Source organism: Bartonella sp. AP72JLCBS, assembly GCF_042195705.1.
Lineage (GTDB): Bacteria > Pseudomonadota > Alphaproteobacteria > Rhizobiales > Rhizobiaceae > Bartonella.
In genome coordinates, this window is the sequence record NZ_JBHIOU010000005.1 from 51202 (window position 1) to 65236 (window position 14035).

The 14035-nt window shown below is 39.3% G+C and carries 14 protein-coding genes, 1 other RNA gene and 1 pseudogene; 13 read left to right on the forward strand and 3 right to left on the reverse strand.

Annotation, left to right across the window (positions count from 1 at the left end):
- Nucleotides 1-362 precede the first annotated feature (362 nt).
- From ACFILO_RS03975 to ACFILO_RS04000, 6 genes and pseudogenes are all read left to right on the forward strand, one after another.
- Nucleotides 363-985, forward strand: a pseudogene (locus ACFILO_RS03975) (IS607 family transposase).
- A 50-nt stretch (nucleotides 986-1035) separates the two neighbouring features.
- Nucleotides 1036-1140, forward strand: coding sequence for a helix-turn-helix domain-containing protein (locus tag ACFILO_RS03980; RefSeq protein WP_375677871.1), 105 nt, complete (start codon nucleotides 1036-1038; stop codon nucleotides 1138-1140).
- 55 nt (nucleotides 1141-1195) lie between these two features.
- A complete protein-coding gene (locus ACFILO_RS03985) occupies nucleotides 1196-2176 on the forward strand; it encodes an RNA-guided endonuclease InsQ/TnpB family protein (RefSeq protein WP_375677872.1) in 981 nt (326 codons plus the stop codon).
- A 373-nt stretch (nucleotides 2177-2549) separates the two neighbouring features.
- Complete coding sequence (locus tag ACFILO_RS03990; RefSeq protein ID WP_375677873.1) at nucleotides 2550-2915, forward strand: helix-turn-helix domain-containing protein; 366 nt, start codon at nucleotides 2550-2552, stop codon at nucleotides 2913-2915.
- 357 nt (nucleotides 2916-3272) lie between these two features.
- The gene (locus tag ACFILO_RS03995; protein ID WP_375633325.1) at nucleotides 3273-3638 is read left to right on the forward strand and encodes a helix-turn-helix domain-containing protein; all 366 of its coding nucleotides are present in this window, start codon (nucleotides 3273-3275) and stop codon (nucleotides 3636-3638) included.
- Between the two features lie 950 nt (nucleotides 3639-4588).
- The gene (locus tag ACFILO_RS04000; protein ID WP_375631866.1) at nucleotides 4589-4831 is read left to right on the forward strand and encodes a hypothetical protein; all 243 of its coding nucleotides are present in this window, start codon (nucleotides 4589-4591) and stop codon (nucleotides 4829-4831) included.
- 753 nt (nucleotides 4832-5584) lie between these two features.
- Here ACFILO_RS04000 and ACFILO_RS04005 read toward each other — a convergent pair.
- Nucleotides 5585-6166 carry a disulfide bond formation protein B gene (locus tag ACFILO_RS04005; protein WP_375613594.1) on the reverse strand — a complete coding sequence of 194 codons (582 nt, stop codon included), beginning with the start codon at nucleotides 6164-6166 and terminating at the stop codon, nucleotides 5585-5587.
- 10 nt (nucleotides 6167-6176) lie between these two features.
- On the reverse strand, nucleotides 6177-6329 hold the full coding sequence (locus ACFILO_RS04010) for a DUF5993 family protein (RefSeq protein WP_273790835.1): 153 nt from the start codon (nucleotides 6327-6329) through the stop codon (nucleotides 6177-6179).
- Between the two features lie 822 nt (nucleotides 6330-7151).
- Here ACFILO_RS04010 and purE point away from each other — a divergent pair.
- The 4 genes from purE (at nucleotide 7152) to ACFILO_RS04030 (ending at nucleotide 10534) form a co-directional block, all read left to right on the forward strand.
- On the forward strand, nucleotides 7152-7649 hold the full coding sequence (gene purE, locus ACFILO_RS04015) for a 5-(carboxyamino)imidazole ribonucleotide mutase (RefSeq protein WP_375610656.1): 498 nt from the start codon (nucleotides 7152-7154) through the stop codon (nucleotides 7647-7649).
- Between the two features lies 1 nt (nucleotide 7650).
- Nucleotides 7651-8826, forward strand: a complete 1176-nt coding sequence (locus ACFILO_RS04020; protein WP_375677874.1) for a 5-(carboxyamino)imidazole ribonucleotide synthase — start codon at nucleotides 7651-7653, stop codon at nucleotides 8824-8826.
- A gap of 1166 nt (nucleotides 8827-9992) precedes the next feature.
- Nucleotides 9993-10364, forward strand: a complete 372-nt coding sequence (locus ACFILO_RS04025; protein ID WP_375653646.1) for a hypothetical protein — start codon at nucleotides 9993-9995, stop codon at nucleotides 10362-10364.
- The gene (locus ACFILO_RS04030; RefSeq protein WP_375621480.1) at nucleotides 10361-10534 is read left to right on the forward strand and encodes a hypothetical protein; all 174 of its coding nucleotides are present in this window, start codon (nucleotides 10361-10363) and stop codon (nucleotides 10532-10534) included. Before ACFILO_RS04025 ends, ACFILO_RS04030 begins: the two co-directional genes overlap by 4 nt.
- A 148-nt stretch (nucleotides 10535-10682) precedes the next feature.
- Here the strand turns inward: ACFILO_RS04030 and ACFILO_RS04035 are convergent, their stop codons facing one another.
- Nucleotides 10683-11024: a hypothetical protein gene (locus ACFILO_RS04035; protein WP_375653642.1), complete on the reverse strand. Its 342-nt coding sequence runs from the start codon at nucleotides 11022-11024 to the stop codon at nucleotides 10683-10685.
- Between the two features lie 447 nt (nucleotides 11025-11471).
- Between ACFILO_RS04035 and ykgO the strand changes: the two genes are divergently transcribed.
- The 3 genes from ykgO (at nucleotide 11472) to ssrS (ending at nucleotide 13775) form a co-directional block, all read left to right on the forward strand.
- The gene (gene ykgO, locus ACFILO_RS04040; protein WP_004863016.1) at nucleotides 11472-11597 is read left to right on the forward strand and encodes a type B 50S ribosomal protein L36; all 126 of its coding nucleotides are present in this window, start codon (nucleotides 11472-11474) and stop codon (nucleotides 11595-11597) included.
- Nucleotides 11598-11754: 157 nt separating this feature from the next.
- Complete coding sequence (locus tag ACFILO_RS04045; RefSeq protein ID WP_375621482.1) at nucleotides 11755-12540, forward strand: tetratricopeptide repeat protein; 786 nt, start codon at nucleotides 11755-11757, stop codon at nucleotides 12538-12540.
- A 1074-nt stretch (nucleotides 12541-13614) separates the two neighbouring features.
- Nucleotides 13615-13775: non-coding RNA, 6S RNA (gene ssrS / locus ACFILO_RS04050), on the forward strand.
- Nucleotides 13776-14035: the final 260 nt, after the last annotated feature.

The following is a 14035-nucleotide window of genomic DNA, read 5'->3' on the forward strand; positions in this document are numbered from 1 at the left end:
CCCCCACACTCTCTTCTCCCTTCAATCTCCCTCCGCTTCATCCCAGCTTACCACTCCATTCACAGAAACTCTTTCCCCATTTATCTCTCCACATTCCATGCCATGCCAAAAGCATACACAATGCACAAATCCTCTACTCCTTTTTCACGAATATACGTTTTTAAGCTCCCCTTCTAATCATGATTTCGGAGCCGCGTGAGAGGGACAAAACAAGCCGTTAAGTTCTGGGGGTCAAGGACGCCGTTAGGCGCCATGTAATGGTCTCCTTGACCTTAAGAACCTAGGATTGTTAGTCCCCTCATTAAAAGCGGGCTTTAACAGCTTACTTGTAATCTATTTATATCTTTGTAATAATATACATTATGGATAGATTTATTGGGATAGGTAAGGCCGCTCAAGTTTTGGGTGTTTCGATCAGCACTCTACGCCGTTGGGAATGTGAAGGCAAAATTATTTCTGAGCATACGGCAGGAGGTCACCGCCGTTATGACCTATCTAGGTTTAGATCTGGGCTTTTCATTCGAGAGAACTATCACAAAGAAAAACCATTGCTTATGCGCGTGTATCGAGCCATGATCAAAAAGACGATTTAGAGCGACAAAAACAGGTTCTCGAGCTTTATTGCGCAAGCCAAGGTTGGACTTATGAACTCATCTCTGATTTAGGGTCAGGGATGAATTATCGTAAAAAAGGTCTTAAACGTTTATTGGATGCTCTCATTGAAAATGAGATAGGTCGTTTGGTGATTACGCATAAAGATCGTTTATTGCGCTTTGGTACAGAATTGGTCTTCGCCATTTGTGAAGCCAAACAAGTTGAGGTTGTCATTCTTAATCAGGGGGAAGAAAGCAGTTTTGAAGAGGATTTAGCCAAAGATGTTTTAGAAATTATTACTGTCTTCAGTGCTCGTCTTTATGGAAGTCGTTCGAGAAAAAATCAAAAGTTATTAGAGAATGTTCGTCAAGCTGTAGAGGCATCGCAATGATTCTTGCTCACAAAATAGCTCTAGACTTAAACAATAAACAACGAAGCTACATGGCTCGAGCCAGTGGTTGCGCGCGCTTTGCTTATAATTGGGCACTGAAGGAATGGCAGCAGCAATATGAAGCATGGAGAAAGATAATAATTTACAAAGCCTAATGACTATGCGCTACGTAGACAATTCAATTCTCTAAAACGAGAACAATTTCCATGGATGATGGAAGTTACTAAAAATGCTCCACAAATGGCAATTACTCAATTGGGTGTGGCTTTTAAGAATTTCTTTTCAGGGAGAAGCCGATATCCCACTTTTAGAAAGAAAGGAGTGCACGATCGTTTTACTTTGACCAATGATCAAATACAGTTGCAAGGTTTCAAGATAAGAATTCCCAAGCTTGGTTGGGTTCGTCTGCGGGAACAATTGCGATTTCAAGGAAAGATCTTGTCAGCAACCATTAGCCGTAAAGCGGATCGGTGGTTTGTAAGTCTTAGCGTTGAAACAGATAATCAAGAGTCACTGAGCGAGAACCAAGCTATTGTTGGTCTTGATTTGGGCATCAATGCACTTGCAACGCTTTCGACAGGAGAAACCATAGGAGGCGTTAAACCTTATAAGGCTTTGCTAAATCGTTTACGGCGCTTATCACGAAGGCTAAGCCGTAAGCAAAAAGGCTCGAGCAATCGTTATAAGGAGAAACAAAAACTCGCTAAGCTTCATGCACGAATAAGCAATATCAGAACAGATCATTTGCATAAGATTACAACAGATTTAATTCAGCGTTTTGGTACATTTTGTCTCGAAGATCTTCATGTAAAAGGCTTGCTGAAAAATCAGCATTTATCGCGTGCCCTTGCAGATCAAAGTTTTTTCGAGTTTCGCCGTCAATTGGAATATAAGGCGGCACGTTATGGTCGACAGATTGTTATTGCAGATCGTTGGTATGCGAGCAGTAAGATCTGCCATCATTGCGGATGTAAGATTGAACAATTGCCTCTTAACATACGTGAGTGGAGATGTTCTCATTGTGGTACGAACCATGATCGAGACATTAATGCCGCGATTAATTTAAAAAACTTGGCGGTGAGTTCCACCGTATCAGCCTGTGGAGAGGAAGGCTCTGGCCAATGTCCTGTAACTTTGGTGAAACCAGCCTCAAAGAAGCAGGAAATCAACAGTATATTCAATCAGAAATGATCACATTTACATAAGTTTGATAGAACGGTCTGATCTCATGATTTTGGTGAGCGTTCCGGAGAGTTTGAGAGGCGGAAAGCCTCTCATTAAAAAATAAAGTTTATAAATAAAAACTATTTTCATTTGCCAATCTTCTGAAATTACTTTATCACTTAAAAGATATTTTGATCGTCTACGCAGCGATCAAGAGGGATTCAAAAACCCTAAGCTCTAGCGTAAAATGAGCCCACTCTTGTGGGTGTCCCGGAATTCCGGGAGTTTTTGCCATGTCCAGGTGCTTTAAGCACTAAAAGCAAAAAAACTGACTAGAGCTCAGTATTTTGACTCCCGGAATACCAATGCGAGGGCGCTCGCAACCGGAGGGGGGCTTGAAGTGCAAACCAAAAATCCAAATTTTATCGATATTCTGATAGGCAAAAGAATTCGTCATAGACGCATTTCCATGGGACTTTCCCAAAAAGAATTAGGAAGCCATTTAGGTGTCAGTTTCCAACAAATCCAAAAGTATGAAAAAGGCTTAAATCGTGTAAGCGTAGGATGTTTACTCAAAATCGCTCAAAAACTAGAAGTTCCCGTAAACTTTTTTTATGCAGACATTGCCACAAAAGAAAATCTTTCAACACATGCCTCACACTATGATCAAGAAACATACAGCGAAAAAGAACATTCACTTTTGAAAAATTTTAGAGAGCTCCAGCCGAAAAAACAAAAAGCAATCTTGTGGCTGATTTCTGATTAAGCAAAAGAGTAACAATTAATATTATTCCATTCATATACCCCCTTAAGTCAAATTCAAACCAGCACTCCACACCCCTCCAAATCACGCCATTTTATGGGATATTGATTTTTCTTGCCAATCTCCTGAAATTACTTTATGAATTGGCCTGTGTTTTTTGGTCGTCTACGCAGCGGTCAATAAGGAGTTGGATTCCTTAAAACTTAACACATAAACAATTATGGCTATCCCGGAAATTCCGGGGGCTTTTGTTATGTCCAAGTGCTTTAAGCACTAAAAACAAGAGACTGTTTAAGTTCAGTGAATCCAACCTCCCGGAATACCAATGCGAGGGCGCTCGCAACCGGAGGGGGGCTTGAAGTGCAAACCAAAAATCCAAATTTTATCGACATTCTGATAGGCAAAAGAATTCGTCAAAGAAGAATTGCCATGGGACTTTCCCAAAAAGAATTAGGAAGCTATTTAGGTGTCAGTTTCCAACAAATCCAAAAATATGAAAAAGGCTTCAATCGTGTAAGCGCAGGGTGTTTACTCAAAATCGCCCAAAAACTGGAAGTTCCCATAAGCTTTTTTTATGCAGATATTGCCACAAAAGAAAATCTTTCAACACATGCCGCACACTATGATCAAGAAACATACAGCGAAAAAGAACATTCACTTTTGAAAAATTTTAGAGAGCTCCAGCCGAAAAAACAAAAAGCAATCTTATGGTTGATTTCTGATTAAGCAAAAGCGCACACAAAGCATAAATTCTCCGCATCATTTTACGGACATACGTTTTTATTTTACGGATCAACGTTTTGATGCTTCTCCACATTTACAGAAAGCAGCCAAACGAAACTTTCAAATTCCCCCCGCATCACTTTGTAAACATAGGTTTGTCAACAATACAGCTTCTTACTCTAGCCAATTCCCCTGCTGATTTCAGATCACGACACCACAAAGGATAATGTTGCATCAAACGCGACAGATACCTCCTATTTTAAAATATTCTTGCCCCTTCACCACCCTAAAGTAAGATCACGCAAAGCACCGGTCAATCCCACTTCAAAAACAACTTTCCCCACACCCTCTCTCCTCAACACCCCCACCTCTTCATTCAAGCGTCCCCCCCTTCATAAGACTCTTCATCCCCACCCCCTCTTTCCTCTCTCGTCAACACACCCACCTCTTCATCCCCCCAATCTTCTCTCCACATTCCATGCCATGATAAAATCATACACCACGCATAAAGTCCCAGCTTCCTTTTTTACAAATTTCCGTTTTTACGCTTTTGCATATTTACAGAAAGCAGAAAATCTGTAAAAAATGCATTACACAATAACGTTTTCAACAACTGTCATTAAAATCTCACCTCCCTTTTCATCTAAATCCCCCTATTTTCACTTAAATCATAGATATAAACCGCCCTATTATCGTATTGAGCAGCATAAAATTTTTCGACAAATTCTAGCGATCAAAAGAGTGCATAAGAAGCATTTTACGACTTTTAAAAGAATTTTTATTTACACCCAGTGCTTTTTTGTAACGTAGAAGAGCACATTTAATTAATTGACTATAAGAAAGTTTGAAATGAGAGAAGCTTTTCGTTTTTCTCGTTCAACATCCACAACGATAACTCCTTCTTATAAATCAATTTTTTTCGTAATACAAAACGCACCAAAAGGAATAGACTTGTGTTGCATATTCACGCGCTTGTTTTAAAGAAAGATCTCTCAACGCTCATCACACCCATTTTGCAAAACGCCGCCCGTAAAGAAATGGTAAGCCCCCATGAAGTATATAAAATCCTTTCAGCCCTCCCCTATCTTTACGCTTATGGAAAAACACGTTTACGCTTATGGAAGAACAAGGCCGGCATCATCACAAAAACTCTGCCAGCTCCCAATGTTGCAGACAGCCTTCGGTTCAAGAGATAATTCATTAAAGGCATGCCTTTCTTGTACAGTTTTGACCCACATGCACGCCCCACCACTTATGATGTATAAGCCAAGTAATTTTAATTGATTTAATATGAGAGAACTGGTGATGAAAAATTTTATTATATTCAGCAACGCGCTTCACGGTAAAAAAATGGTTCTTTATTATTATAAATCAATATATTAATAAAGAAGAGAGTCATCATCAAGACGCTTACCTTTTTCTAAAAAAGGCTTCACACTGAAAGAAAACATCTAAAACTTAGATAAAAAAAAAGGTTTGCCTCTAATAAACAAACCTCTGCAGAAAATTATTCACATAACTTTCAAAATTTTAAATTAATCCCTCTAGAAGCAATAAAAACGCTTTAGAAGCACCAAAATGAATACAAAAATCAATTTAACACAATGTTAAGAAAAATCAAGAACAAAAAATTTTTATCGTTAATGCACCTTTAAAAAACGAGGCTTTTTAACCTACGCGGCTCAAAAGTCCGGGGCTTCTCTACAAACGCCTCCAAGCCAATCAATCCCTTCATCTCTCTCAAAAGACAGCATAAAAGGTTCACAATACAAGTCTTCGCTAAAAAAATATCAATCGCCAGCGCTCATAAAAGCCAGCGTTGGTATAAAAGATCAGATTATCGAACAATCTTGCTAAAATGTCTTCCCAATAAATAAAAAAGAAGCGGATTCTTAAATATTTCCGCCTCTTTAACAATAAAAATTATGATGAGGGATTATTAAAAAATTTCAAGACTGTGAAGGGAACCAATTTGATAACAATTCATACCTTACAGGATCATCGGCACACTGTCCACCACCACATTCCAGTATGGTAGAAATCAAATTTGCCGCAATCAAAAACACAAATAAAAAACTTGCCGCTTTACTCAAGACTGGAAAAGGAGAAAATTCTTTGAACTTGTGTGCCAACTCGCCTAAAATCATGACAAATGAGACAGCAAAGATACAAAGGACAGAAATAATGAAAGCCCAAGTATAAAAATGCAATCCAAAGAACGTTGAACCATATCCTAAATCATCGGGTGTGATATGCAAAAACACTTGCCGTGCTGCCACAGCACTGGTTACCATACAACCAAGAATAACCATACCATAATGGGTATTTTTCACCTTATGGTGAATATTGAGCAAGAACCCACAACCTGCCAGCATCAATCCAACGCGCTGCAGCAAACAAAGGGGACAAGGTAACTCAAACTTTACCAATTGATAATAAAAAGCCACCACCAAGACAATAGATAACCCAAAGAGTCCTAGCGTATTCATAAAGATGACGAAGTGAGGATTTTTTTGTTCAACATGTTCCATGGCTATTCTCTCAAAAAGATAAATTTAAAGTAGAAGTTGCGTGATGATTGAAAGTGAGAAGAATGACAACGAATAAAATTGCCCACAAAGCATAACTTATATTTTTTTTGCCACACATAGTCGTTACTGCAGTACCTAAAGCGATTAAAAATGGAAGAAACATAGCTTTTAAATCTCCTTTACATCCGTTGTTTAACTCTTATTTATTTCAGCGTTCACCATATTACAAAATTGGGCAAAAAAGAGACCATGGATTTATTATTCACAATTCGTCACTCGCGATTGATATTGCCATTATATTTAAGTGAAAAAACGATATAATCGCTCAGAAGCACATCTCAACAAAAGCGTTAAAAGCACAAAAGCGTTGATTATTCGCTTCCCCTTATATCTGCCATTGTTAAAGATATATCGACAATTATAAAGATTATATCCCCTATAAAGATTATATCCCCCACTCACAAAAGAATCACTTGAACAACAAAATAAATAGGCTTTGAAATTGAGAGATATACATCTCTTTTTTTCTCAAAAGAATATCCTCATTTTGCAACACATTTTTGACATAAAAATCTCTTTTTCTCATAAGCAATGTTTCAAATTGCAACAGATTTTATATCATATGGTGATCTTGTTTATTTTAGCAAATAAAAAATAAGACATTTTTTTAAAAAAAACTTATAATCAATGGCTTTTCCCCAATACATTTTTCCCTCTTATCTTAAATAAAAGACAATACCGCAAGCTCAACAGCCTCATGGGTCCCACGCCACCCCGTGACATTGCCCTCCCCGCTCACAAGAAGTGCTTCATGCCTTCAATACTTTAGTTTTTCATCTCTCGAGATCCCCTTTAAATTTTTAGCTTTCCGCCTTATTTGAAAAATAACTGTTTCTCTGTCATCAATTGGCTTTGCAAAAAGAATATAAAACTTTAAAAAAAATAATGATAAAGAATCGCATTGAACCTTTGAAAAGGATAGAGAATGATGAAAAAATCATGTGATGTGGCGATTTTAATGGGGAGCCAATCGGATTGGCAAACGATGTGCCATAGTGCAGATATTTTGACGAATCTTGGTATTTCTCATAGTTCGCATATTGTCTCAGCACACCGAACTCCTGAACGCCTTTATCAATTTGCAAAAGAAGCAAAAGAAGCAGGGTTTAAAGTTTTAATTGCCGGTGCGGGGGGTGCAGCGCATCTTCCAGGTATGTTAGCAGCCCTTACTCCTCTTCCTGTTTTTGGCGTTCCAGTGCATTCTCACTCTCTTTCTGGTCAAGATTCTTTGCTTTCAATCGTGCAAATGCCAGCAGGGATACCCGTCGGCACATTAGCAATTGGCAAAGCAGGTGCAATTAATGCAGCACTTTTAGCCGCAGCCGTTATGGCCGTTTATGACCATGATCTCGCCCAACGATTAGAAGATTGGCGTCAACAACAAACAGCCAATGTCGCCCAAACGCCTGTAACGGAGGTTTAAAATGGCACCGTTTTCCACCCCCCCCTCAGCCAACACCACTCCCTCCAACACCACCTTAGCCAACACCACCTCAGCCAACACCACTCCCTTCACCATGTTACCTCCAGGCAGCGTCATTGGTTTAATCGGGGGGGGACAATTAGCGCGGATGCTCGCCATAGCGGCCGCAGAATTAGGATTTCGAACCGTTATTTTTTGCCCTGAAGCCGATTGCCCAGCCGCTCAAACAGCAAACAACCATATTGTTTCCTCCTATGACGATATATCAGCTTTAGATCATTTTATTTCTCAGTGTGATGTTGTCAGCTATGAATTTGAAAATCTTTCGCTTCAAACGGTTCAATATGTAGAAAAGAATAAGCCTGTTTATCCTTCTTCCAAAGCATTAGAGATCACGCAAGATCGACTTTTTGAGAAGCAATTTTTGCGTGATCAAGGGATTGGCACCGCGTTATGGCACGCTGTTGACAATTCTTCTTCTATTCTTTCCGCTCTTGATACCTTAGGCGGACGTGGTCTTTTAAAGACGCGTCGTTTTGGTTATGACGGGAAAAACCAGATCAAGCTTGATCACCCAGATGAACAAACCCTTGACGAAGCCTTAAGGACTTTTCAAGAACAGCCTTGTATTTTGGAAGAAATAGTTCCTTTTTTATCGGAAATTTCGGTTCTCTCGGCCCGCACAAAACAAGGAGAACATATTTTTTATGATTGCCCTGAAAACCAACATAAAAACGGAATTCTTCATAAGTCCTTTGTTCCATCACATATTCCACTTGACGTGCAAAAAGCAGCTCAAGAAATCAGTGTAACAGTCATGGATGCCCTCGATTATGTTGGTGTTCTTTGTATTGAACTTTTTGTCTTAACGAATGGTCATCTTTTAGTGAATGAATTAGCACCGCGTGTCCATAATTCTGGTCATTGGACACAAAAGGCATGCATAACTTCACAATTTGAACAGCATATCCGTGCTATTTGCGGACTTCCCTTAGGCAGTCCCTATCGCCATAGCGATTGCCAAATGACCAATCTTCTTGGTAACAATTTTAGCACGTTAAAATATTTTCTGAAGCAAGAGCGCACATCGATCCATTTATATGGCAAAAGCACTGTTCACCCCAACCGCAAAATGGGGCATATCATCCAATTACTGGGACCAGCCAACAAATCTTAAGCCCACATATATACAAATACTTTTTCACACTTTTCCCCCAAATGAACTGAAAAAACAACCTCTCCCCCCACACCGATATCCATCGGCTTCAAAAGCGCCCCTAACCTTTTAATTCTCCCCTGAAAGGGCGTGAAGCCCTCCTACAAGCTCCTTCTCTTCCATGCCCCCACCCTCAAAGATACAAAACCACACCAATCAACAATCCAACAGCTCCTCCTCCTTTTCTCAAAAACATCCCCCCACGACTAAAAGCAATTCACCAGCCCCCAAGTTCATCACCCCTCCACCTTCCACCGCATAAATATTCCCCCATAACATACGCAGCCCCTTCATTTTTCTTTTAATGCCAATCTTTAGGCCTTTTAATTCCAACCTTTAGAGGATAAACTTACCTCTTGCGGCCTATAGAGAGCATTCTAACAATGCGTTCTCATTGCCTCTAGTCTCCCTTTTTATGTTCATTTTTTCACAAAATTGCCAAGCGCTCCGCACCACCCCTTGAGTTTCATGTCAAAGATATCATTACAGTACTAAGCTTATCCATCATAGCAATATCCTCTCTCCCCTCATAAGGCGATATTACCTGTGTCGTATTTTCTAGGGCTTGAAGCGTCTCTCCTTATTTCATTTCGCGATAAGGCTTAAAAGAGCAGATGTACATACACTCCACACTGAAAGAAAACCGTAAATTTAGCTTACACGCTAAAACACCAGCCGCTTAAAATATCACTCACTTTAATATCTGTAATATTTGTGACCTCCGTTATGTCTATCGCCTTCGTTCTTTCCCCTATAAAGTTACATTATTCAAATTTGCGCGCCTAACCGCGCTCAAGGACGAAGATTTCTGTGCCAATCTGTCAACAATCAAGCTTTTCTTAAGTAAATTCAACCGGCTAAACACTTCAATATTAAATGCCTCTTCGCCTATAGTTTAGTGATAAAATATAATTGTACTCACAAAACAAATCTTTTATATAGCGGCACGAAAAATTGTACATGCCTCATAATAATAAAGGGAAGATGCGCTACAGACGTAGCAAGTCATTCGTATTATAATTATAACAAGTACAGAAATCTTTTTTCATTTCATAAAAATAGTCTGAGAAACTGAGTTATTCGCTTTATCAAAAGACAAAACCTTCAAGAAACAAACGAATATCAACATGACAAAACCAAACCTATCAAATGCATCACCAAAAGAACAAAATGATACATCTTCTCAATGGGACTTAGTCCTCGATATCCAAAAAGAAGTTAAGGAAACATTAAAGGCTGGTGTTGTTTCACTGGGAGAATTTATATTCATAATCTTTATAAGCGTCTGTTTATACATTTTTCTCTCAATATTAGGCCATGCGGATAAACCTCAAATGGATGCTGCAAGTTTAATCGGGCTGATATGCGGATTAATTCTGTACGGTTCGATACCAATCTCTTTGGTGCTACGGATCATAGTAAAGAAGAAACTGAAAAAAGTAATGAAACAACTAGACGAAGCGGTTGCTAATCAAAATATAATAAGGAGAGAAAAATGATTGAAGCTATAATATTAGGGCGCATTCTAGGGATCATTGTCGGTTGTGCAATAATAACATTATCCGTTTGGCTTGTTTATTCTACCATTAAATATCGAAAACTGTACCGTAAAGCGCTTACAGGACTAAACTTAGCAATTCAAAAATGTAATAAAGAAATTAATAAATAAAAAAAGTCGTGAAAAACGTGGTGTTAAAATACCATAATCCTTATTTTCATATTTCTAGACGTATTTAATGTGATTACCAGTTATTGATGACCCATATTGAGGGTATGAGATTTTTCATAAGGGGACGTTTGAAACTATAGGCATGATATTATGTGCGTATAGCCAATACAAGAAACAATTCCAACGGCTCCCCCTCTTCCCCCACTTCAAGCATTTCAGCCGGCGCACGCACCTGACAGGGCTTCACAAGCCCGCAACAAACAAGCCCCTTACGTTTTAAGAAGTCCCCCTTTGCCCTTAACGACAAAAAACCACACCACTTCAACAATCCAACGGCGTCCCCTCTTCCCCCCACTTCAAGCATTTCAGCCGGCGCATGCACCTGATAGGGCTTCACGAGCCCCCACAAACAAGCCCCTTGCGTTTTAAGAAGCCCCCCCTTGCCCTTAACGACAAAAACCCACACCACTTCAACAATCCAACGGCTCAACAGCGCTCCTGTTCTTGCAACACTCCCTAACAGAGCTTATTTGTTTAAAGCTGAAAAGGCTTTTACTTTTTTCCACTCTTTGTGCTTTTTTGTGTCCTTTTTTTACGAGAAAATTTTTACCTTCAAGGCAACCATTAACACACCCTAAGGAATTTGTAAGGGATATACCCTTGACAAGAATAAGACTTCTTGTTAAATCTCTCCTACTTTTTTGCAATTTTCACTTATCGTTGTGCTAATGAAGTGGTTAATGCGTACCTTAAGAGTGCGCTTTTCTTTTTGTGATCACAGTGAAAAAGTGTATCGTGTGATGTTATCATGCAAGTACGATATCGCAATGCAATGCTCATAGAGTAAGCAGTCTATTGGGGTTGTAATATTGTATTTTCGTGTTTTAATATTGTATTATAGTATTGTGTTACGTAAACTATTTAAACGGTGAATATGATGAAAATTAAAAATTCGCTTAAAGCACTAAAAGAGCGCCACCGTAACAATCGTTTGGTGCGTCGTAAGGGTCGTGTTTATATTCTTAATAAAACGAACCCACGTTTTAGAGCACGTCAGGGCTAATTCTTTTAGGACTAATTTCTTTAGGATCAATGTTTTTATGCCTACTTTGATTGTAGGCTTAAAAAATTTTTCTTGAGTTTTTTTGGTTACAAGTCCGTTGATTACAAGTCTAGTATTTGATAATATTTGGTGATTTATCTTTTGGGGGCTTGTTTTTATGGATTCTTTTATTTTTTTAAAAGCCTTTCGATTTTTTCAGCTGCGTTTTTTCTGTATTTTTCAGCGCGCGTTTTTTCTTTTTTTTGTTGGTGTTTTTTGTTTTGTTCCCTCGAGCTATGGGCAAAATCCTCCTTCTCTTCCTGAAGATCGGCCTTCTCCACAATCGCTTTTACCGTTAGATGATCTTATTCCCAATTCTCCTCCCCCTTCCTCAACGCCCTCCGATTCTGATTCCTCGGCGGTTATTCTTGAAGATCTTGACAAAGAGCAGCTTTCCCATGTTGACAGAGTTAAGCAGCGCAAAGAAGCAGAAATTTCACGTTTACTCAAAGAATTGAAATATTGTGCTGATGTTGCTAAAGCGAAAAAGATCAGTCAACAACTTCAACATTTATGGTCCCAATCGGGAAGTGAGACGATTGATCTTTTAATGTCATGGGCTGAAAATGCACTCAACAGCGACGATTATGGACTTGCGCTTGATTATATTGATAATGCTCTTGCACTTTTACCTACTCATGCTGAAGCTTGGGTAAGGCGTGCTTGGATTCACATTCAACTGAACGATTTCAAACTTGCCCTGCTTGATCTCAACCATGCTCTTGAACTTGAGCCGCGCAATTATAGTGCTTTTTTTGAACTTGGCGTTGTCATGGAAGCAACGGAGCGTCCCAAACTTGCTCTTAAAGCTTATGAAACAGCATTGGATTACTATCCACAAATGCGCAGGATTCAAAAGCGCGTTCAAGCTCTGTTAGACGAACAATCACCCCAAGCTCTTTGAAACCATTCAAGAATAAGACGCTTTACGGAATCCTTTCAAACCTAGATAAGACGCAAGCCGGCTTCACATTCCACTCAATAAACTGCCCCTGCTTATAACCCCCCCCAATTGACAGTGTCTTTTTTTGAAACTTAGCCATTACCATGGAAGCAACAGAGCGTTCAAAACTTGGCTCTTAAGATTGATGAAACAGCATTGGATTACACTCCACAAATGCGCAGGCTTCAAAAGCGCGTGCAAGCTCTGCTAGACGAACAATCACCCCAAGCTCTTTAAAACCATTCAAGAACAAGACACTTTACGGCATCCTTTCAAACCTAGATAAGACGCAAGCCGGCTTCACATTCCACTCAATAAACTGCCCCTGCTTATACCCCCCCCCAATTGACAGTGCCTTTTTTGAATTTGGACTTTTTTGTATTGAAGGCATCTTCCAAACACTGCCAATATGCCCCTTACAGAATTTCTTCTCATAGCAAGCATACGGGCTTCACGCCTAAGTCCTCTTCACGCCGTTTCTTCTTTTCACACCTTCCATCATGGATAAAAAAAATTGTAAACACGATCCTCAAAAAATACTTTTTGAAAAAAGCTTAAAACATCGCTTAGCGCCTCTAATAAACTATCACCGTCTGTTTTTTATTTATGAGCTTCAACCATATAGAAGCACATACCGTATCGGCTCTCCTCCACCCCTCAAAGTTGATAAAACAGCCCTGAAATATGGCTTCACAAAGCAAAAACTTCAAAGGTGCAACACCAATTCAACCAACATCCTTGAATAAGAAATATTCCTTTCAAAACTCCTCCAAGCATTACCACGAAACATAAAAATCAAGTACTGTCCCAAAAGAGCCAATCAAGCCATTGCCAATAAACCGTTCTGCGTCACTCAATCACCCACCCCCACTCATATTTTTTGCTTTTTTACTTTGAATAAGCCATCCATCATACAGCCATTTCGAGCAACCACCGACAATATCATCAATCTCTCCTGAAATACTTCATGAAAAAGAAGAGAGCGAAGTTATTTTATCTCTAGCAGAAGCTCTGAAATTGTTTTATATTAAGGAGGGTGTTCTGCGCTTCTCGACAGGAAATAACGTATTCCTGAGACCTTAATGATCTCCAAGGGAGCTGTCCCTGATCAAGCCCGTGGGCTTTTTCATATGGCGCCCACCTATTTGTATAGGTTCCCGGGATCAGCTTTTTCCATCGGCTGTTGTGGATCACCCTTTATTTATATAACTTTTTTACATCAAATTTTTCCAGCTAAAATTGAGAGCGTCCTTTTACATAAGACCAATGACGATACTCTCTTTTCAAGAAATAAAAATTACGATAAGCTTTATTTTATAAAACAGACAGCACTTACAAAATAATCCCCTCTATGAATCTGCTTCACCCCTTCGCACGCAAGCAACGCAAAAGCGGCTTGTCGCACCAAAATACCCCCTAAAGAGCACACACTTTTTTTCATGCTTTTTTTTCATGA